Source organism: Rhizobium sp. LEGMi-198b, assembly GCF_054114205.1.
In genome coordinates, this window is the sequence record NZ_JBSYVH010000003.1 from 418595 (window position 1) to 439510 (window position 20916).

The window sequence follows — 20916 nt, forward strand, 5'->3', positions numbered from 1 at the left end:
CAGATCGGTGTGACCCCGAACGGGCTTCAGGCCGCAGCCCCGCTCCACAGTTCCGCCCGGGCTCGATTCTCGAGCCGCTCAAGAAGGATAAAACCGTGACCGCCTCTCCAAAGACGCTTCCGATCCTCGACCTCAAGCGTTTTGCTCCTGCCCATCCCGAGCGGCAGCAGGCGCTGGCGGAGCTTCGCGAGGTCAGCCGAACCCTCGGCTTTTTCTACCTGGCCGGGCACGGCATCGAGCAGCAGGAGATAGACGATCTGGCGGCGCTCGCACGCCGCTTCTTCTCTTTGCCCGACGCGCAGAAGCTGGAGATCGAGATGCTGAGGTCGCCGCATTTCCGCGGCTACAATCGCGCCGGTTTCGAATATACGCGCGGCAAGCAGGATTGGCGCGAGCAGGTCGATTTCGGTGCGGAGCGAGAAAGGCTGCAGATCGGCCCGAAGGATCCGCCGTGGCAACGGCTGATCGGTCCGAACCAGTTTCCCTCGGCTCTTCCGGAATTGCGGCCGGCCGTGCTCAAATGGATCGATGACGTCACCGACGTCGGTTTGAAGGTATTGCAAGCCTTCTCTGAAGCACTCGGTCAGAAACCGGACGTTTTCGCGCCGATCTACAGCAACGGCCCGAACCAGTTGCTCAAGCTCGTGCGCTATCCCGGCCGTGACCAGACCGGAAGCGACCAGGGTGTCGGCGCCCACAAGGATGGCGGTTTCGTCACCATCCTCCTGCAGGACGTGGTTGGCGGCTTACAGGTGGATGATGGCGAAGGCGGCTGGATCGAAGCGCCTCCGATCCGCGGCACATTCGTCGTCAATGTCGGGGAGTTGCTGGAGCTTGCCTCCAACGGTTATCTGAAGGCGAACATCCATCGGGTGGTTACGCCGCCGGCGGGAGGCGATCGCCTCTCCATCCCTTTCTTCCTCGGCGCCAATCTAGCGGCCACCATCCCGGTTCTCGATCTGCCGCCGGCGCTCGCCGCAGAGGTGCGCGGTGTCACGCAGGACCCGCTCAACCCGCTCTTTCGCGAGGTCGGCCGCAACGTTCTGAAATCGCGTCTGCGCTCGCATCCGGACGTGGCGCGTGAACATCATGCCGACCTGCTCGAAGAGCAACTCAAGGAAGGAACCCCTGCCTGACGGGAATCTGCGTGTCGCCGTTATCAACTCTGGGGCCGCCATGAAGCAGCAAAAATCTCTTCTCGTCGTCTTCGCGCTGATATTCGCGATGACGGCTCTTCTTTTCATCAACCCCTTTGGCCGCAATATCGCAACGCATGACGAAGGGCCGCTACAGGCGCAGATCAATTGAGAACGTGCACCGCAAAGGCAATTTCGGCGACAGTTTCTCATGCTTTCTCGATGCTATCTCCCCGCTTTCAAAGAAACCTCATCAGCCTCAAAAATGAGCATGGCGTTTTATAAATAGGCAGTGCGCAGCAATAATCTATCTATTTTATAGATTGTATCTATTTAAGATCGTTGATGCAGGCAGCTTTCTGATCCTCCCAAGCTCGATGCGCCTGCAATTGGGGACGAAACTCTAGGAGTATTTCATGCAAGCAATTTCGCTTATCCAGCGGCAACTGCGGACGGCCGCGGGAGCGGCAATGATGGCCGCTGCCGCATTCTTGCCGGTCGCAGCCGAAGCCGGCCAGACGCTCGACAAGATCAAGGAGCGCGGAGTAATCAAGGTTGGCGTCGGAACGACGCCAGGTTTCTTCACGCCGGACAGCAACGGTCGCTGGCAGGGCTTTTTCGTCGATTTCGGCCGGGCGCTCGCCGTCACCGTTTTCAATGATGCCGACAAGGTCGAATTCACCAATTCCTCGCCGCAGCAGCGCTTGCCGGCACTGCAGGCCGGTGAATTCGATATTCTGCTTTCCGGGGTGACCGAGACGATCACCCGGGCTTTCAAGCTCGGCTTCCACTTCGGTCCGGTCGTTTTCTATGATGGGCAGGGTCTGCTCGTTCGCAAGGATCTCGGCGTCACCAAGGGTGAGGAGCTCGATGGGGCGACGATCGGCGTCCAGAGCGGCACGACCGGTGAACTCAACATCGCCGACTTCTTCCGCAAGACGGGTAAGAAGTTTACGCCGATCACGATCGAGGAGACGAGCGAGTTTACCAAGGCGCTCGATACCGGCCGCGTCGATGCGTTGACGCAGGACTCGACCGATCTGGCCGCAAGGCGCACACAGCTCAAGAAACCGGACGACTATATCCTTCTGCCGGAACGGCTTTCAAAGGAGCCGCTGGCGCCAGCAGTGCGGGCCGGCGACGATCAGTGGCTCGAAATCGTCAACTGGACGATCTATGCCACCATTCAGGCTGAGGAGTTCGGGATCACCAAGGAAAATGTCGATACCTTCCTGAAGAGCGAAGACCCGGCCATCAAGCGGTTTCTCGGCGTCGACACCTCGCTTGGCGAAGCGATCGGCCTCGATCCCAAGTTTGCCTACAACATCATCAAGGCAGTGGGCAATTACGGAGAGATCTTCGAGCGCAATGTCGGCAAGGGCACGCCGCTCAACTTCGACCGCGGCTTGAACCAGCTGTGGACCAAGGGCGGTCTCATCTATTCGCCGCCGTTCCGTTGAGCCGCTCGTGCTGTTGCGTATCACGTCACGGAAGAGATACGAACCGGGCTTTTCCAAGCCCGGTTTTTTGGCCTCCGCCCGCCAATGGCTCGGTCCTTCGCCCTTTGCTCAGGCGGCGTTCCTCTTTGTCGTCCTCGCCGTTTGCTGGTGTCTCGGCAACAACGTTGTCGAAACCATGCAAAGGCTTGGCCTGAAACTCGGCTTTGCCTTCCTGTCTCAGCGGGCGAATTTCGAAATCGGCGAAAGCCTAATCGCTTATTCCTCTTCCGATACCTATGCTCGCGCGCTGTTGGCAGGACTGCTCAACACGATCAACGTGGCCTTCTTTGGCTGTGTGATCGCAACGGTTTGCGGCGTGATGCTCGGTATCGCACGGCTGTCCGGAAATCTTGTGCTGGCCTCCGTCGTGCGTGCCTATGTCGAAATATTCCGCAACACGCCGCTGCTGCTTCAGCTCTTTCTGTGGAGCGCGATCTTCCACAGCCTGCCCGCGCCGCGCCGGGCAGTCGAATTTTCCGGTGGTTTTTTTCTTTCCAATCGCGGCATTTTCATTCCTCGGCTGATTTTCGACGGACCTTCCGCGTTCATCTGGTTGCCGTTGGCCGCTGCTGCGGCCGGGGCTACGATCATCGCCACGCGGCGGCTGTTCTTCGGTCAGCGTTTCTACGCGACCCGTATCCTTGTGCTTTCCGTTGCGATGTTCGTTGCCGTTTGCTGGGCGACAGGCGTTTCGGTATCCGCCGAACCGCCTGCGCGCGGCGGCTTCAATATCAGCGGCGGGCTGTCGCTGACGCCGGAGTTTGCAGGGCTGTTGACGGGGCTTGTCTTCAATGCGGCGGCCACCATCGCCGAGATTGTGAGAAGCGGCATTCAGTCGGTTGGAAACAGTCAGTGGGAAGCAGCCCGTGCGCTGGGACTGCGGCCTGGGCACATCATGCGGCTTATCGTACTGCCCCAAGCGCTTCGGGTCATCACGCCGCTGATGACATCGAATTATCTCGATCTGACCAAGAATTCGAGTCTCGCCGTCGCCATCGGCTTTCCCGATCTCGTGAGCGTCGCCAATACCACCGCCAACACGACGGGCCAGACGCTGGAGGCGATCACGATCATCGCCGTCGCCTATCTGACGCTCAATCTCGCGGTTTCCGTGCTGATGAACCTCTATAATCGCCGTATCATGCTGAGGGAGGAAAGGCGGCGATGAGCGAACTGCAGATCGTCCTTCCGAGATTTCGCCGACGGAGCCTGGCCGCCGGACTTTTCGACAGCAGACTGAATGGTTTGCTGACGCTTGCTTGCCTTGCCGTCGCGGTATGGATGTTCATGCCTCTGTGGCGCTGGGCCGTCAACGATGCGGTATGGACGGGATCGGCGCCGGATTGCGGTGTCGATGGCGCGGGCGCATGCTGGGCCTTCATAGGCGCGAAATTTCGTTTCATCATCTTTGGTTTTTATCCACCCGCCCTGCAATGGCGACCGGCTCTCGTCATCCTGGGAATTGCAATCCTGCTGTTCGTCTCCGCCAGGCCGCAGTCCTGGAGCAAATGGCTGCTGCTGCTCTGGCTTGCGGCAATACCGCTGTGCTGGCTTCTGATGGCCGGGACGCTGTTGCCGCCGAAAGTTCCGACCAACCAATGGGGCGGACTTCCGATCACTCTGCTGGTCTCACTGATCGGGCTGGCGACAGCATTTCCCATCGCCCTGCTGCTGGCGCTGGCCCGCCGATCCGAGATGAGGATCCTGCGCATACTCGCGGTGCTGTTCATCGAATGCCTGCGTGGGGTTCCCTTGATTGCCGTCCTTTACGTCGCAATGCTCATCGTTCCGATGGCGCTACCGGCGGATGCACTGACCGACAAGCTGCTGCGAGCGCAGATCGGAATTACGCTGTTTGTCTCGGCTTATCTGGCCGAGGTCATTCGTGCCGGCCTTCAATCGATACCGGCCGGCCAGACCGAGGCAGCCTATTCCCTCGGGCTTGGTTACTGGCGCACAGTGCAGCTTGTCGTCCTGCCCCAGGCGTTGCGGATCGTGATCCCGGCCATGGTCAATCTGTCCATCGGTATCCTGCTGAACACGTCGCTGCTTACCGTCATCGGCATCTCCGATCTGCTGAACGCCGCAAAGACCGCCGCAACGGATCCGAACTGGCTGGGCTTCTACAGCGAGGCCTTCGTCTTTGCCGCCTGCATCTATTTCGCGATCAGCTTCGGTGCCTCGCGCTACAGCATCTGGCTGGAGGCGAAACTGCGGACCAGAAAGTGATTTGCAGTAAAATCGAACAGCGTATGCCGCTGCACTTCAGAGCCGTCGTTACGTCATGGGATCAGCAATGTCATTCGATTTTCAGAAGATGCACGCGAACGGGGACGATTTCGCCATTGTCGATCTGCGCGGCCAGGCGAACATCATCAATCGAGATATCGCCCAACGCCTCGGAGATCGAAATCGAGGGATAGGCTTCAATCAACTCGCGGTCATGGCAGATTGTGAGGATGCAGCAACTCAGCTCACGTTCTGGAATTCCGATGGTTCGACGCTCGATGCTTGTGGTAGCGCCACACGAGGTGTTGCTTGGAAACTTTTGCGGGAAACCGGCTCTTCTTCCGTTGTGGTCAGAACCAATCGAGGGCTTCTCACCTGCTTTCGCGAATTGGACGGCCGGATATCAGTCGATATGGGCAAGCCGCTTCTACATTGGCGTGATGTGCCAATTGCCCAAGAGGCAGACACTCTGAAGTTACCTCTGCCCGGCGCACCATCTGCTTGCAGTATGGGAAACCCACATTGCACCTTCTTTGTTGAAGATCTCGAAGCTCTGGATGTGAAGAGGCGTGGACTTGAGATCGAATCGCATCCCTTGTTTCCGCAAAAAACCAATGTCCATTTTGTTCAGGTAATTAGTCCGACGCGGATTCGTCTCCGCATTTGGGAACGAGGCGGGGGTATTCCGCTTGGCTCTGGGTCATGTTCCTGCGGTGCAGTCGTAAACGGAATCCGGCGTGGTTTGTTGACCAGCTCTGTTGACGTGGAGTGCGATGGCGGGACTGTTGCGGTCAGGTGGGACGGGAATGGCGGCGTATTTCTTACTGGCCCCGTTGAGCCGAATTTTAGCGGCGCCTGGATCGGCGAGCTGTCGCAAAAGTCCTGAGTTATTTTTCTCGCGGTGTAAGACCGTCAGCTCGGGCTTGCCTATCCGCGGACCACCGTCCCGCCCAGGCTTCGCCGACTGTCATCTTATTTATAGTCACTCTGTCTCTAGGCATCGTGCCGAACAGATCGCTACTTGCCGTAGCGCTCGCTCTTCGCAGTCGGATATAACAAAAGACACTTATCGAATCGTGATGCAGGGTCAGGATATGGCATTCATTTCGTCTGCGGGAGTTTCAACGCCGGACGCAACTCCTGACGAATTTGCAGGGCGCGAGCAGCTTCGCGCCAGCTCGGCGGAGTTCCGAAAGGATGTGATCGAAGTCACCGACGGGGTGTTTGTGGCGGTCGGTTACTCGGCCAGCAATGTGACGCTGATCCAGGGCGAGGGTGGGTCGATCATTGTCGATACGGCGGCCAATCCGGTCGATGCCGCAGCGATCGTCGAGGCGTTCGGCGATCGGATGGTGCGGCCGGTTCGCGCGATTGTTTACACGCACAATCATCCAGACCACTCCGGCGGCGCCAGTGTTTTTGCCGGCAGCGACGCCCCCGAGATCCATAGCCACCAGATTCTTGCGGATTCCGCTGCGGAATTCGGAAGGGGTCAGCGCGATGGCGGCGATGCCTTTGGCACAACGCTGCCCGATGAGCTGTTCATCAATGCCGGCACTCAGCTTGAATATGGCCGGGTGACGCCGCACACGCGAGAGGGTTTCCTTCCTCCGAACCGGACGTTCAACGGGCAAGAGGAAACAATCGAAATCGCGGGCGTTGAAATGCAACTCATTCACACGCCCGGAGAGTCCGTCGAGAATATCGCTGTCTGGATTCCCGGCAAAGGCGTGCTTTTGCCCGGTGACGACTTTTACAAATCCTATCCGAACCTCTCGCCCCTCAGGGGGCTGCGGTTGCGTTCGCCCGAAAAGTGGATCGCCAGCCTCGAAAAAATGATCCCGCTGAACGCCCGATACCTTGTGCAGGGGCACATGCGCCCGATCCTCGGCGAAGATAACGTTCGTCAGGCTCTCATCCAATATCGGGATGGCATCAAGACCGTTTTCGACCAGACATTGGCGGGCATCAAGCGAGGAATGAGGCCGGGCGAACTGGTTCAAGAGGTGAAGCTCCCGCCGGAATTGGCCGAAAGCCCTTACCTCCAGGAATATTATGGCAGCGTTGCCTGGACGGTGCGCGGTATCTACGCCGACTATGTCGGTTGGTTCGACGGCAATGCCACCAACATCTTCCCGTTGCCGCCGGTGGAGCGTGCGAGAAAGATGCTTGATCTGGCCGGCGGCGCGGACGAAATGCTGGCCCGGGCACGGGAAGCGATCGAGGCGGATGAATTTCAATGGGCTGCCGAGCTGGCCGACCACGTGCTGGCGGTCGATATAGGTAATGCTGCCGCTAAAGGCCTGAAAGCCAAGGCTCTGTCGGAGTTGGGAGAGCGTCAGGTAAACGCGACCGCCCGGAACTATTATCTGACGTCCGCCCAATTCCTTTTGAAAGGCTAATGCCCGTTGTCGACCCGTATGGCCATCGGCTTGCCGCGCCATTCGATGATCTGGTTCAGGCTCCGGATGACGCGCTCGGCCGGCAGCGAGAAATCCACCTCGATGCCCAGTCCCTCGCGGTTGAAGTCGTCCAGAACGTTCAACAGGCGGAATTGCCTGCCATCCTCAAGACGATCCGCCATGAAGTCCATTGACCAGACCAGGTTTGGTTTCTCTGGCACGGCCAGAGCATCCGGCTTCTCGCGCCTCAACCGCTTACGTGGCTTGATCCTGAGGTTCAGTTCCAGCTCGCGATAGATGCGGTATACCCGTTTATGGTTCCAGCGATGCCCCCGGACATTGAGCAGGTAGAGAAAGCACAGTCGGAAGCCCCAGCTCTTCTTCGCCCGCGTCAACCCGATCAGGAGATCGGCGATCTGCTCGTTCTCGTCGCTAACCTTGGCGCTATAACGATAGCAGGTCTCGCTGACACCAAAGGTGCGGCAGGCGAGTGCAATGCTCACCCCGCGCAACGCCACCGCTTTCCCGGTCATCTCCCGGCGTTGAGATGGCCGCGTCACTTTTTTCCAAGAGCCTCTTTGAGCAGCTCGGCTTGCATGCTCATCTCCGCATACATCTTCTTCAGCCGACGGTTCTCGTCTTCCGGAGCCTTCATCTGGCTGATCATCGACGCATCCATGCCGCCGTATTTGGCTCGCCACTTATAAAACGACGCCGTGCTCATCCCATGCTCCCGGCATAGATCAGGCACGGGAACGCCGCCCTCCGCCTGGCGCAGGATTGCAAGGATTTGCGGTTCGCTGAATCTGCTCGTCTTCATCAAAATCTCCTCGATCATAAAGCCCGAGAAAATTCTGCTTTTGAAGTCCGTTATTTGGCGGGAGGATTACCCTTCGAGCACCATGCCGGACCACATGGTTCTGATGTTGCCGGGCGTGAGCTACAAATTGCCACGGAGTGCCGTCGTTTACAGCTTCTGTTTGGCAGCTTCCGAAAGTGGCCGCCGAACCTTTTCCGGTTTCTTATATCTCTCTTATCCCCGGGCAAGCATCGCGAAGCGAACGATCAGCGAAACGGCGGCAGCACCGAGACCGGCGACGAAACCAAACCATATCCCAATGCCGCCTAAGCCGAGCGGGAATGCGAGGACGTAGGCGCCGAGGAAGCCTATACCCCAATAGCTGGCGATTGCGAGTGTCATCGGCACGACCGAATCCTTCAGGCCGCGAGTGAGACCCGCCGCGACCGTTTGCAGGCCGTCGAACAGTTGAAAGGCGCCCGCAAGCGTGATGAAGGGTATTGCCAGCTCGACAACCTTCCCGGCGTCGGGCGCGGATGCATCGATGAAAAATCCCGCGAGAAGCCGTGCTTGCGAAAGCAGCAGGCCACCGCTTAGCAATGCGAATAGCGCCGCCATGGCGAGTGCGGTGATCCCGGTCCTGATGATGGCGTTGCGGTCGGCGCGGCCCGCTGCCAGTCCAACTCTGACGGTCGCGGCCTGCGAGAGGCCGAGCGGGACCATGAATGCAATGGCGGCCAATTGCATGGCGACGCCATGTGCGGCGAGTTGAAGTGTGTCGATCCAGCCGATCATGATGGCTGCTACGGAAAACAGGCTCATTTCCGACAGGATCATCATGCTGATGGGTATGCCGTGGCGGAGCACTTCCGCGAGCGCTGGCCAATTCGGCGTGAGCATCTCCTTGTGAAGCGCAAATTTCCTGCACTCCGGAACAAGTGCGATGTAAATGGCGAGACAGAGTGCGAACAGCACTTCCACTGCAACGGCAACCCAGGCCACACCCTTCAGGCCGTATGCGGGAAAGCCAAAATGGCCAAGCGCAAATGTGTAGCCAAAGATCGCGTTGAAGACGACGCATATGAGGTTGGCGTAGAAGATGATGCGTGTCCTGCCCATTGCACTCAAGAACGACTTCAGCACCATGAACGCCAATGCAGGTGCAACGCCGAAGCCCATGATCGTCAGATAGGACGCAGCCTTCGCGACCACGTCGGGCTTCTGTCCCATCCAGAGCAAGACGGGCTCGCAAAACAAAAATGACGGCAAAACCAAAACGGAATAGGTCAGCGAGGCCCATACTGCCATGCGGATAAAGCGGCGCGCGCCATCCCTGTCTCCACGTCCAATGCCTTGGGCGACGAGCGGCAGGATTGCGATCGAGAACCCTGATCCAAAGTACAGGATCACGAAGAAGTATTGGATCGACAGCACGATGCCGGCCAGATCCATTGCACCCAGACGACCGACAATCATGACATCCGTCGTATTGATGGCAAGCTGCGCCAATTGTGCGCCGATGAGAGGCAGGCCGAGGCGGAGCGTTCCGGAAAAGTGCTCGCTCCAACTTTGCCGGTGCGCATTGTTTGATTGATCCATGTCTAACCGCCTCGCTCGCCGCGACGTCGGGCGACGCGCGGCTGCCCCCTTGCTGCTCTTTTGATTTCGGCAGGCGCCGTCGGCATGTTCGGCTACGGAGCGAGCGCCGCCGGTTTCACAAGCGGTTCGGGATAGTTTGTCTGGCTGAGGATCATTCCGTACGCGCCGAAGGTGAAATGGGTGATCTCGTTCGTCGCAGGATCCCGTCCGAGTGCCGCGCAGTACGAACGCAGCCCGGAAAAGTCCAGTACCATGCCAGCGGCCATGACCATCACTTTCTCGGAAAATGTGAGGAGATAGATGTCTTCCCGCAGCCTGAACATCTGGCAAGGATCGATGTCGGCCTTCGGATATTCCTCACCTTTGAGGCAGTGCCACGCGTACCATTCGGCGTTGAGGTATATATGTTCGTAAACGTCGTCCTCGCTGTAGATCCACATCGCGCGACGACCAAACAGATCGCTCGTTTGCGCAATCTTTTCCCCCTGCAGCGCCTGGTCGGCGACCCTGCCGAGAGTGACGGTCTGAATGACGGCCGGTTCATTGCCGATTTTTTCACCCACGACGTTTTGAATGAAGACGACTTCGCCGGAACGGAGATCAGCGACGACGCTCATCGATGTACGAAGATCGTCCGCATGCTGGAAGGCAATGAGAAACAGGTCATCGGCGACCCTCTGTGCTTCATAGGTTTCATTGCGCTTGACGGCCGCTCCCCGCGAGCTCCAGCGCATCTTCTCCGCATCGACGAACTCGAAAGAAAAATCCTGACCGTTGCTCAGTTCGAGATCGATCTTTCGCCCGGCAAGCTCGGCGCTGCGCTCAGCTTTGTTGGCGGTAAAATTCGCACCAAGGCCGAGGGCATTGTCGGACTGCGGCATTACCTGTTCGTTCATCGCAATGTTCCTTTACGGGATGTGAATGTTTGGCGGGCCTATCCGGCAGTCGGCGCCGACTTTCCCCATCGTTCCTGCGAAATGGTGGAAATAGACAGCGTGTTCGCGAGCAGGGACCGGGTGTAAGGATGGCTTGGCCGTGTCAGCACATCCTCAGTCATGCCAATTTCCGCGGTCCTGCCCTTGTCCAGGACCAGAACCCGATCCGCAAGATTGCGGACGACCGCCAGATTATGGGTGACGAAAACCATCGCCAGCCCTTCCTCGTCCCGAAGCCTGGTCAAGAGATCGAGTATGGCTTCCTGTACAACGACGTCGAGAGCGGAGGTGATCTCATCGCAAACGAGGACTTTGGGCTTGCAGATCAGCGCGCGTGCTATGCAGACACGCTGACGTTCGCCACCGGAAAGGCGATCCGGCCGCAGGTTCGCTTGATCCGCGCGAAGCCCGACTTTCGACAGCACTTCAACAATGGCGTCCCGCCGCCTTCCCCGATCGCCTTCAACGAGGTCATAGGCTGCCCCGATGCTCTCGCCGACCGTCCTCCGCGGATTTAAGGCGGAAAACGGGGACTGAAAGACGTATTGCAGCTCCCGCCGCGCTTGCAGAGAACGTTGACGGGCGCGTGCTGGCAGGGCGATGCCTTCAAGCTCTACCAAACCGTTCTGTTGCACGTGCTGCCCGACGATGCTCTTCGAGAGGGTGCTTTTTCCCGAACCCGATTCGCCGACAACGGCCAGGCACTCGCCCGCATGGACATCGAAAGTGACTCCAGCCAGCACCGAGATCGTGCCGTAGTGCGCCGCAAGGTCAACGACCCTCAACACTGGTCTTGCGGACGCATCACCACCCGGCCGAATGTTCCTGTGCGGTCCGGTGAGTGCGACATCCGGGGCGGCGGCCAGGAGCTCGCGGCTATAGATATGTGCCGGCGCCTTGAAAAACGGGCCTGCCGCTTTCTCCTCCACGATCTTTCCATCGCGCATAACGACGATGCGGTCGGCTATCGCTGCGACCACAGAGAGGTCGTGCGTCACATAGAGGGCGCCGATGCCATGATCCGTGCAAAGCCGGCGCACGAGCTTCAGCACGACTGCCTGGGTCGCAACGTCAAGGCCTGTCGTCGGCTCGTCGAGCACCAGTACCGCTGGTTCCAGCAGCATGGCGATGGCTATGCCGAGACGCTGAAGCTGGCCGCCGGAAACCTGATGCGGAAAGCGGGCAAGAAATTCGTCGTGGGTGGGAAGGCCAACTTCACCGAGGATCTCGGTTGCCCGGATTCGTGCCGTCCTGCGATCCCAGCCGTGACACAGGGCGACATCGATCATCTGATCGAGGATACGGATGGCCGGATTGAACGCAGAGGCCGGGTCCTGCGCAACATAGGCAATGATCTTTCCGCGAACCGACAGGAGGGATTGCGGTGTCTGCGAGAGAATATCGATCCCTTCGACGCATACGTGACCGGATGCGATCGTTGCGCCGGTGCGGGTGTGTGCCAGGAGGGCGGTGCTGACTGTCGTCTTGCCCGATCCCGATTCTCCAATCAGGCATAGGATTTCGCCGGGCGAGATCTCAAAATTGACGTTCGAGACAATTTGCCGACCGTCCTTCAGCGCGACGCAGAGATTGGTCACCTTTGCGCGGGAAGCCCTTGCTCGATCTTGGTCCGCCATCGTCAGCTCCTCTTCCACGATCATTGCAATGTGATCGCGCCGCGCGCGGTCGAAGCGCCCAGCCGTCCGGTGTGGAGCCTCAGCAGTTGGCCGACCATGTTGTCCGCATCGGCAGCCCGGAAGGCGGCGATCAAGAGACCGTCGCCGTCGAATGCGAGATGCATCGGGTGGCCAGGGACTGGATGGGATATCAGGCTGCTTCCGTCCGGGGCGACTTCATCGATCGAACTGGAACCGAAGGAAGCGATCCAAAGCGTCCCGTCCTCGCCGACGCGGATGCCGTGCGGCGTGTGGCCTTCAGGCAATTGAAAGACGTCTTCGATCCTTCCGTCCTTGCGCAGGCGACGAACCCTGTCCGAATAAGCTTCCGTCCAGACGACGGCCCCATCCGCCTCGACGACAAGTCCGCAAGGGAATGTGCATCCCGTATTGACGAGAAGTTCCGCGCTGCCGTCCGGATTGATCGCGAAAATCCGGCCTTCGCCTTTCCGGTTCTCCTTCTCCCACTCCCAAATGTGGGAGTCCGCGACATAAAGCCGGCCGTCCGGTCCGAAAGCGATATCATGAGGAGAAACAAGAGGCACTCCGGCAACCTCGGTCAGGATGGTTTCGGCTTGATCCTGACCAGGCGATATCTTCTGTATGCAGGGTGCGATCTGGTCATCCGCCGCCCAGAAATTGCCGAGGACACCGCCCGTATGGGCGAGATAGAATGCGTCGTCGCTACCGCGAAGGATGGCAATCGGGCCACTTGTGACCCTGGAAATAACCTCCCGCCCACTCCGCAGCGAATAAGCGACGATCTCGCCAGTCATTACGTCGACCGTGAGGAAGCGTCCATCTTTGAGGGTGTCGCCGCCCTGCGGCATCTCACCGAAGTTCCGCTCCAGGATATGAACCGTGTTTTGATCGCTCATTTTGGTGTTCCTCATAACCTCATGAATCCGCGCGTCATCGGCATGCCCTTGGCATCGACGCGCATGCGAAGTAAGCGGCCCGGTCGCAGCGAGTCCTCATCGCCGGGATCGATCGGCGATCCGAAATCGGTAACGTAGAGCCAGTCATCGACAAACGTGCAATTGACGGGTACGCCGCCGACTTCGATTTCCTTGAGCGTCCTGCCGTCGCGCGAAAGGACCGCGACAAGCCCTGCTTCGAACGTCGTGATCCAGAGATTTCCCTCGCTATCGATGGCAACACCCTCGGGGGTCTGGCCGGCGGGCAGGCGAGCGACGACTTCGCGTCGGCCATCGGGACGCAATCGTCCGATCACCCTCGTGTAGGATTCGAGCCAGATGATCGACCCGTCCGCTTCGCAGCCGATGCCGTTTGCGAAAACAGGTCCGAGATCAATGATCTTCTCGGCCAAGCCATCCGCGCTTACGGCGTGGATGGCGCTCGATTGTGTCGGATTGTCCGGTTCCCAGAGGCCGGAATCGGTGAAATACAACCGTCCGTCCCGTCCCCAGACCAGATCGTTGGGTGCGAAATATGGCTCGCCATTTGATGCCGAGCAAACCGACTGCACGACAGCGCCATCCGGCGAAATTCGTTGTATCGAAGGCATCTGCGGCCGCGGAAGGGCATGGCCGCCGTAATTGGCTCCACTTTGGGTGACATAGATCCAACCGTCGGAGCCGAGCGTGGAGCCGTAGGGAGCGCCACCTGTGGCGGCAAGCGTTACAACGGCTCGATCCGGATACCATACGCAAACCCGGCCGCTATCGGCCTCGACGAACAGGATACCGCCATCCCGCAAGACATCGGGACCTTCCGGATGGCCAAGGCCCTCAGCCAGAATTTCGATTTCCACGACCGCTGTCACAGCACGTCTCCGATACCGAGTATGTCGCTGACGGCATCCGTCAGTGAATTCACTGCCAGCGCGAAGAAGGCGATCATTGCGATCGGTGCGATAGTTCCCCACGGGGCGATCATCAGGCCGCTTCGGTTCTCGTTGACCATCAGGCCCCAGTCGGCATTCGGCGGCTGAATGCCGAAACCGAGGAAGCTCAATCCCGCGATGATGCCGATGGACCAGGTCAGGAGCGCTCCGAATTGGACGATCAGCGGCGTTGTGACGTTGGGCAGGACTTCCTTGAGCAGAATTTTGTAGCGAGGCATCCCCACGAGCTCCGCCCAGGCGACATATTCCTGATGGATGACAGACAGCGCCACACCGCGGCTGAGCCGCGTCACCGTTGGAAGCCAGCCTATGGCGACGACCACGACGATCAACGACGGATCGTGGCCGAGCATGGACAGAAACAATATGACGAGGACGATCAAGGGAAACGCCAGCAGAATGTCGTTAAACCAGCCAACTGCCGTGTCGACGAGCCCGCCTGCATAGGCTGCGAACAAGCCGAGGGCGGCACCGAAGACGATCGCGATGAGGCTTGCCAGCGTGGACATCCAGACAACCGACCGGCCTCCGCACAGAATTCGCGAGAATATGTCTTGCCCGAGGTAGTCGGTCCCGAGCCAGACACCGGCGCCTGCCACGTCGAAGGGTATTCCGACAATATCAGATGGCTCGTGGGGTGCGAACAAAGGTCCGAGATATGCGATCGCCAGCAACAGAAACGTCGCCACAGCCGCACGGCGTACCCGCCCCGAAGCAAGCAGTTTCCGACAGAATCCGGTTCCGGTCGTGTCGTAGGATGGATTACTCATTTGCTCCACTCGATGGTTCGCAGGCGGGGTGTGAGCAGGATCGTCAGCAGATCCGCGACGATGTTGAAGATGACGACGCCGGTGGCGAAGATCAGGGTCACGGCCTGCAGGACCGGCAGGTCACGAAAGCGGACCGCATCATTCAGCAACCCTCCGAGACCGGGATAGTTGTAGATGTATTCGATGACGACAACGCCACCGAGGAGATAGCTGAGCATCAGGGCGCTTCCCTGCACCATCGGCACCAGGGCATTCGGAAGCGCATGCCGCCACACCACTCGCCGTTCGTTGATGCCGCGCAGCCGCGCCTGGACCACATATTCCGATTCAAGCGCCTCGATCATCGCGGCCCGCATTTGGCGTATGAGATAGGGCGCGGTGATCAGCACGCCGGTCAGCACGGGCAAGACGAGCTTGTAGGGATGTCCGAAGCCGCTTTGCCCCGGTGGAATCAGAGAAACGGCGGGAAAGATCTGGAAGACGAGCGTGGCGAGCGAAATCAGCAATATGGTGCCGATCACGAAATCCGGCAGCGCCATGAGGCTGAGAAAAACCAGCATTAGCGATCTGTCCACAACGCGGTTGCGCCAGACCGCCATTGCGACGCCCACAGCGATGGAAAGCGGAATGAGAATTGCCGCTGAGAAGATGAGAAGAGCCAGAGAATTGAGAAGCCGGGCTCCGATCAAGGAGACGACAGGCTGCTTTGCCGCAATCGAAACGCCAAGATCGCCCGTCAGCAGACCGCCAAGCCAGGAGACGTATTGAACTGGCAACGGACGGTTCAGCCCGAGCTGTTCCCTCAGATTGGCCAGGAGTTCGGGTGTCGCCTGCCGGCCCAGAATGGTCTGTGCCGGATCCGAGGGCAACGCCTGGGTGGCTACAAAAATCAGAATGGAAACGACAAAAAGAACGAGGACGCCGCTCAACATCCTCCGGAACAGCCATTTGAGCTGTGCCGCTGCGTCTGAACTCGCCGGCATGCTTACGGTTCTTGCTTCGGCGTCAGACATTGGCTTCATCGCAGCGCACCAATCACCTCGTCGCAGGTCGCTATTTCGGCAAGCATGGACAGGCCGCCGCTCAATGCGATCTCGTGCATTTCAGCGCTTTGCGATGCTGTGCCATCACTGGCGATGATTACGCGATACCCGAGATCGCTCCCGTAGCGCGCGGTCGATTCGACCGAAAGATTAGTCCATGCGCCCGCCAAGACGAGGGTGTCGATCCCCATCGCCCTCAGCGTCTGGTCGAGATCGGTGCCGGCGAAAGCGCCCGCCCGCTGCTTCTCGATGACGATATCGCTAGGGCCTGCCGAAAGCTCCGGCAGCATCTCCAGTCCAGGGGCGCCCGGCTGAAGATCGGGATCATCGGCGATCTCCCGAAACAGCGCGCTCATCATGCCGCGTGCCCTCAGGCCCCGTGGCCTGCGATGATGAATGAAGACGACGGCAACGTCTTTCTTGTTTGCTGCGTCACGCAAAGCGACAATATTGGCAACCAAATCCTGCTCGGTCGCGTGAGGTTGTGCATTTCCCTCCGGGCCGACGATGCAGACGTGCATGTCCAGAATGATCAGTGCCGTGCTGGCTGCGTCAATGTCTTGCAAACGCATGACTTTCCTCACATGTCGATCGTTGAGCGAAAAGACGGCCAGGGGCGGGCATTGCATTGCACCGCTTGAATACGGCCGAGAAATTGTGGGGCCGGCTGGCTTTCGTCGAATGGCCCCAAGTCGGCAACGTAAAGTCGCCCGCCATGAAGTGTTCCGTTCAGCGGCAAACCACCGGTTGGAATGAAGCCGATGATTTCGCCGTTTGGCGTGATGATATCGAAGCCCGCGGCTTCCAGGGCAGCGACCCAGAAATTGCCATTCTCGTCGATTTTGAGCGACTCCGGCGTATGGCCGGGAGGCAAGGTACAAACCTCAGCCGGCGAGCCTCCCTTTTTCATGCGCATGATCCGCCGAGTATAGCATTCCGCCCAGTAAACGGTCCCGTCCCCGGCAAGAGCGATGCCGCTCGGGAATACATGGCCGGCGTCGAGGATCAATTCGGCATGCCCGCGTGGCGAAATGGCAATGATGGCACCGGGCTCCGTATCTCCGTCGGGAGCCCATGTCCCTGAATCTGTCATATATAAGGATCCGTCCGGACCCCACGCCAGATCGTGAGGGGCAAGTAGAGGCCGTCCCTCCACTTCGCGGCAGATTTCCGTCACCTTGCCAGTGGACATGTTAAGACATTCCAGTGCCGGTGGGCGTTGATGGTCGGCGCGCCAATCACCCGCCTGTCCACCATTCTGCGTGAAATAGACCTGCCGGTCGCTTCCGAGCAGCACCGCATTTGGTCCTCCGCCGCAGCGATAAAGCTCGGACAGTCGTCCCGAGGCGCTGCACAGCATAAGACGGGACCTGTATGTTTCCGCGAAAATCACGGTGCCGTCGTCCATGACGTCAGGTCCTTGAGGATGCCCGAGCGACTCCGCAATCGTAGCCGCAAGTTCAGGCATCGACAGGCACTCCTGTTTCCATCGAAATGATTTCGACCTTGTCGTACCATTCCTCGAGCAGCGGATGGTTTTCGTCCACGGCCTCAAGCGATGCCGCGTCAGTCCACAAAACGACGTCGAGAAACGTGCCATCGGCCATCTGATAGAAGGCGTTGGAAATGAAGCCGGGTGTCTTTTCCCTCAAATCGCTGCAGAAGCGCGGGCGCATGGCCAGGATCGCGTCGGCCATGCCCTCTTTCGGGCGAATATGCACGACTTCGACCAGGCCGGTTTTCTCTGATGCTGTCATTTCATCCATCGATTACGTGGTTCATGATCGTTTGACCGCCATCCACCGTGATGGTCGATCCGGTGAGGAAGTCCGGGGCGTCCACCACCAGGAACCGGACCACTTTCGCAACTTCGTCAGGGTTAGCCGCGCGTGCCTGAGGGTTCATGACCGAGAGTGCGCCGGGGGGCAGGGATTCCACGAACTCTCCGATCATGGGCGTGTGAATCCAGCCCGGGGCGACAGAGTTCGCAACGATGCCGTCGGAGGACAGGTCGACCGCAAGGGACCGCACAAGCGCGTCGACGCCCGCTTTCGCCGCGCAATAATGCGCAAGACCCGGATCGGCGACACGCGCGCTGATCGAGGAGATGAACACCATGCGCCCATGCGTTCCGGCGGCGAGAAAGGCCTTTGTCGATGCCATGGCGATCAAGGCCGCGCCGCGAAGCACGGTGGCGTTCATGTCGTCCCAATCCTGCAACTTCATATCTTTGAAATTGGCGACATGAAGGGCAGCCGCTGCACTGACAACAGCGTCCAGACGGCCATAAGCGCTTGCCGCGCGAACGAAAACCGCATCGACATCGGACGGGTTGGCGACGCTGCCGCTGACCGTTTCTATTTCCGCGTCGGCGACCGTGCTGAGGATGGAGTGCGCCGCCTCATCGAGTGTGCGTTGACGCCGGCCGTTGATGACAAGCCGGTATCCGGCCAAGGCGAGTGACCTGGCACAAGCAAGGCCGATGCCGCTTCCGCCACCTGTCACGATCGCTACGGGCTTCCCGGTTCTCGTCATTGCTCTTCAATCCAGAGATCTGCGGACCGGTAGGTGGAGAAACCGGACACATCAGGCGCGATTCCAGCCACACCACGGGTGAAGTCGACTGAATTTTGGAAGCCCCAGATAATCGTGCCACCTTTCTGGTATTGGATTTCCTGCATGCGATGGGCCATCGATGTCCGCTTTGCATCGTCTGCTTCAGCAAGCGCCTTGTAGAACAGGCCGGAGAATTCCTCGTCATTGAAATGCGAGAGATTGAGGCTCGAAGTCGGACCGTCCGCCTGCATCAGTGTGACGAAATAATTGTAGGGCGGCTGAAGGTTCGGAGAAAAGCTCCACTTTCCATACTGATCGCCATAGAATGCGGCAGAATCCACCTTGTTCAGCTTCACGTCGACGCCTGCCGATCGCGCCTGCGCAGCGTATAGTTCGGTCGAGGTGAGCACGCCGGAGCCGAGATCGCTGGTCGTCAATTCGACTTGAAGATTTTCGAATCCGGCCTGCTTGAGCAGGAACTTCGCCTTATCGGGATCGTGCTGACGCTGCGGCAAATCCTTATTGAACAAGGGGTCAAGAGGCGCATAGAGATCGTTAGCGATGCGGCCTTCGCCCAGATAGGCACCCTTAACCATGGCATCGCGATCAACGAGCAGTTTGAGTGCTTCGCGAACCCGCACATCGTCATAGGGCTTCTGGTCGACCCGCACGTTTAGTGGGATAAAGCTGACTGTCTCGCTGCGATTAATCTGGAGGCTGGTGTCCGCAGCGAGGACGCGGATCAACGGGAAGGATACGAAATCGGCCATGTTGATCTGGCCACCCTGCAAGGCATTGATCCTTGCGGTTTCGTCGTTGAAATTGACATGCGTAATGCCGTCCACATAGGGACGTCCATCGCGCCAGTAGTTCTCGTTCCGCACCATGACGGATTGCTGGCCCGGCACAAAGCTTTGCAGTTTGAATGGACCGGTCCCAACTGGCTTTGCGAGGTCGAAGTCCGTCGGGACGATCGGCAAGGCAAGTGATGCGGCCTCCGGAAAACAAATCATGCCGGATTTGAGCTTGAAGCGCACCGTGCGCTCGTCGAGCTTCTTCGTTTCCTTCAGATCGAGCGTTGCCAGCAGACCGCCATATATGGCTCCCGTCGCCGGATCGAGGCAGCGCTGGGCACTGTAGATGACATCGTCGGCGCTCAGCGTCTTGCCGTGATGGAACTGAATTCCTTTCTTGAGACGGATTGTCCATTCGTCCAGCGTTGCGTTCGGTTCGCCCGATTCAATCAGCCACGGATCGATCGTATAAGCTGCGGAAGCCGACCATAATGTCTCGTAAAGTGCCGTGAACCGCGCGTAGTCCGCCGCCGAAAGCACCTTGAACGGATCGAGTGAATCGCCGGCGCTGCCGCCCTGAATACCGTGGATCAGCATGCCGCCGCGCGTTGGCGTTGCGGCCCGGGCCTCTGTGGCAAGCGGATTTCCAAAATGATCGACGAAGGAGGTCCCGCCGGCGAGGGCAGCGCCCGCTAACGCCCCGGCTTTCAAGAAGTCGCGGCGCCCGTAATTCCCAGTCAAAAAATTCTTCATTTCCTCTCCCCCATATTATTCTCCCTCCCCGGAGAATGCCGGCTCTATGCCGGCCCTCGACTATATACGTCACATGGCGTTGACCGCCTTCCTCGTCCGGCGCGCAGGACCGATGCACCGCATTTTCAAACAGCAGGCAAGCTGCCGCACAACGGCACGAGCGCGTCGGCTATGGATTGACCCGGATTTGCCTTAAATGCGGCTCGTTTCTCACGACTTGCGAGCGCGTTATTTGTCTCGCTTGCGCGTGCCGAAATAGGGTTTCATTACGGCTATTTAAGACCAATCGTTTCATGTAAGCTTGGTCAAAAGTGACGGAAAATGCGGACTGTGGCGACAGATCGTGGCTTCAGTGGGCGTGTTGACCCAAATGCGGCGCGGACCGACTGGTACGATAAACAGGATGTGCACATAATGTCGGACATCGGGGCTTTCGAAGCGGATTTGCGCAAGATGTGCGGCTACTTCGTCCTTTTGAGTGCCCGCAACAAAAAGGCTGAGGGCCAGGTATCGATCGAGATCGGCGCAGGCATCAGCTTCGTGGAGGTGTGCTCCAATCTCCAGCAGGCGTCGAGAAGTCGGCGGGAGATAAACCTCGATTTCAGAGATGATTTCTTCCTCGTCATTCAGCGGGAAGGCAATGCTTTGGTAAGCCAGCATGAATTGTCTCACTGGCTGCAACCTGGGGACATGGTTCTCGTCGATAGCCTCGAACCTTCGGAATTCACCTTCTTCGGGGAATTCAACAAGCTCTGCTTTGTCATGTTGCCTCGCGGCGATGTCTTGGGCAAGGCGTTAGGCGGATCGGTGGTCGGTGGAAATTTTCTTCCACGGCTGGATCCGATCAACGGCGCGATT

The 20916-nt window shown here is 58.9% G+C and carries 19 protein-coding genes and 1 pseudogene; 7 read left to right on the forward strand and 13 right to left on the reverse strand.

The genetic code is table 11. The annotated features are described in order from the left end of the window. Window positions 1-95 precede the first annotated feature (95 nt). From ACXHXG_RS14850 to ACXHXG_RS14880, 7 genes are all read left to right on the forward strand, one after another. Window positions 96-1136: an isopenicillin N synthase family dioxygenase gene (locus ACXHXG_RS14850; protein WP_457899751.1), complete on the forward strand. Its 1041-nt coding sequence runs from the start codon at window positions 96-98 to the stop codon at window positions 1134-1136. Between the two features lie 40 nt (window positions 1137-1176). Then, entirely contained in the window at window positions 1177-1308 is a 132-nt protein-coding gene (locus ACXHXG_RS14855; protein WP_457899752.1) for a hypothetical protein, read from the forward strand. Window positions 1309-1552: 244 nt separating this feature from the next. After that, on the forward strand, window positions 1553-2596 hold the full coding sequence (locus ACXHXG_RS14860) for an amino acid ABC transporter substrate-binding protein (RefSeq protein WP_457899753.1): 1044 nt from the start codon (window positions 1553-1555) through the stop codon (window positions 2594-2596). 7 nt (window positions 2597-2603) lie between these two features. Then, on the forward strand, window positions 2604-3803 hold the full coding sequence (locus ACXHXG_RS14865; RefSeq protein WP_457899754.1) for an amino acid ABC transporter permease: 1200 nt from the start codon (window positions 2604-2606) through the stop codon (window positions 3801-3803). Continuing rightward, window positions 3800-4864 (forward strand): amino acid ABC transporter permease, encoded by a 1065-nt coding sequence (locus tag ACXHXG_RS14870; RefSeq protein ID WP_457899755.1) that lies wholly within the window; start codon window positions 3800-3802, stop codon window positions 4862-4864. Before ACXHXG_RS14865 ends, ACXHXG_RS14870 begins: the two co-directional genes overlap by 4 nt. Before the next feature lie 67 nt (window positions 4865-4931). Further along, on the forward strand, window positions 4932-5750 hold the full coding sequence (gene dapF / locus ACXHXG_RS14875; RefSeq protein ID WP_457899756.1) for a diaminopimelate epimerase: 819 nt from the start codon (window positions 4932-4934) through the stop codon (window positions 5748-5750). Next, window positions 5671-7266, forward strand: a complete 1596-nt coding sequence (locus ACXHXG_RS14880; RefSeq protein WP_457899757.1) for an alkyl sulfatase dimerization domain-containing protein — start codon at window positions 5671-5673, stop codon at window positions 7264-7266. Before dapF ends, ACXHXG_RS14880 begins: the two co-directional genes overlap by 80 nt. 2 nt (window positions 7267-7268) lie before the next feature. Here the strand turns inward: ACXHXG_RS14880 and ACXHXG_RS14885 are convergent. The 13 genes and pseudogenes from ACXHXG_RS14885 to ACXHXG_RS14945 all read right to left on the reverse strand — a co-directional run. Further along, a pseudogene (locus tag ACXHXG_RS14885) lies at window positions 7269-8086 on the reverse strand (IS3 family transposase); the annotation flags it as partial. A gap of 213 nt (window positions 8087-8299) precedes the next feature. Continuing rightward, on the reverse strand, window positions 8300-9664 hold the full coding sequence (locus tag ACXHXG_RS14890) for an MATE family efflux transporter (protein ID WP_457899758.1): 1365 nt from the start codon (window positions 9662-9664) through the stop codon (window positions 8300-8302). A 92-nt stretch (window positions 9665-9756) separates the two neighbouring features. Continuing rightward, entirely contained in the window at window positions 9757-10560 is an 804-nt protein-coding gene (locus tag ACXHXG_RS14895; protein WP_104827791.1) for a MoaF C-terminal domain-containing protein, read from the reverse strand. Window positions 10561-10598: 38 nt separating this feature from the next. Continuing rightward, window positions 10599-12236 carry an ABC transporter ATP-binding protein gene (locus ACXHXG_RS14900; RefSeq protein ID WP_457899759.1) on the reverse strand — a complete coding sequence of 546 codons (1638 nt, stop codon included), beginning with the start codon at window positions 12234-12236 and terminating at the stop codon, window positions 10599-10601. A 20-nt stretch (window positions 12237-12256) separates the two neighbouring features. Then, window positions 12257-13153 (reverse strand): SMP-30/gluconolactonase/LRE family protein, encoded by an 897-nt coding sequence (locus tag ACXHXG_RS14905; protein WP_283052980.1) that lies wholly within the window; start codon window positions 13151-13153, stop codon window positions 12257-12259. Between the two features lie 11 nt (window positions 13154-13164). Further along, window positions 13165-14061 carry an SMP-30/gluconolactonase/LRE family protein gene (locus tag ACXHXG_RS14910; protein WP_457899760.1) on the reverse strand — a complete coding sequence of 299 codons (897 nt, stop codon included), beginning with the start codon at window positions 14059-14061 and terminating at the stop codon, window positions 13165-13167. Continuing rightward, window positions 14058-14912: an ABC transporter permease gene (locus ACXHXG_RS14915; protein ID WP_457899761.1), complete on the reverse strand. Its 855-nt coding sequence runs from the start codon at window positions 14910-14912 to the stop codon at window positions 14058-14060. Before ACXHXG_RS14915 ends, ACXHXG_RS14910 begins: the two co-directional genes overlap by 4 nt. Then, window positions 14909-15895 carry an ABC transporter permease gene (locus tag ACXHXG_RS14920; protein ID WP_457899762.1) on the reverse strand — a complete coding sequence of 329 codons (987 nt, stop codon included), beginning with the start codon at window positions 15893-15895 and terminating at the stop codon, window positions 14909-14911. Before ACXHXG_RS14920 ends, ACXHXG_RS14915 begins: the two co-directional genes overlap by 4 nt. 35 nt (window positions 15896-15930) lie before the next feature. Continuing rightward, window positions 15931-16527: a cysteine hydrolase family protein gene (locus tag ACXHXG_RS14925; RefSeq protein ID WP_457899763.1), complete on the reverse strand. Its 597-nt coding sequence runs from the start codon at window positions 16525-16527 to the stop codon at window positions 15931-15933. Between the two features lie 8 nt (window positions 16528-16535). Then, the gene (locus ACXHXG_RS14930) at window positions 16536-17423 is read right to left on the reverse strand and encodes an SMP-30/gluconolactonase/LRE family protein (RefSeq protein WP_457899764.1); all 888 of its coding nucleotides are present in this window, start codon (window positions 17421-17423) and stop codon (window positions 16536-16538) included. Then, window positions 17416-17712, reverse strand: a complete 297-nt coding sequence (locus ACXHXG_RS14935) for a hypothetical protein (protein ID WP_158704619.1) — start codon at window positions 17710-17712, stop codon at window positions 17416-17418. The genes ACXHXG_RS14930 and ACXHXG_RS14935 overlap by 8 nt, the downstream gene beginning before the upstream one ends. Window position 17713: 1 nt before the next feature. After that, a complete protein-coding gene (locus tag ACXHXG_RS14940; protein WP_457899765.1) occupies window positions 17714-18490 on the reverse strand; it encodes an SDR family NAD(P)-dependent oxidoreductase in 777 nt (258 codons plus the stop codon). Further along, window positions 18487-20058: an ABC transporter substrate-binding protein gene (locus ACXHXG_RS14945; RefSeq protein ID WP_457899766.1), complete on the reverse strand. Its 1572-nt coding sequence runs from the start codon at window positions 20056-20058 to the stop codon at window positions 18487-18489. Before ACXHXG_RS14945 ends, ACXHXG_RS14940 begins: the two co-directional genes overlap by 4 nt. Between the last annotated feature and the right edge of the window lie 858 nt (window positions 20059-20916).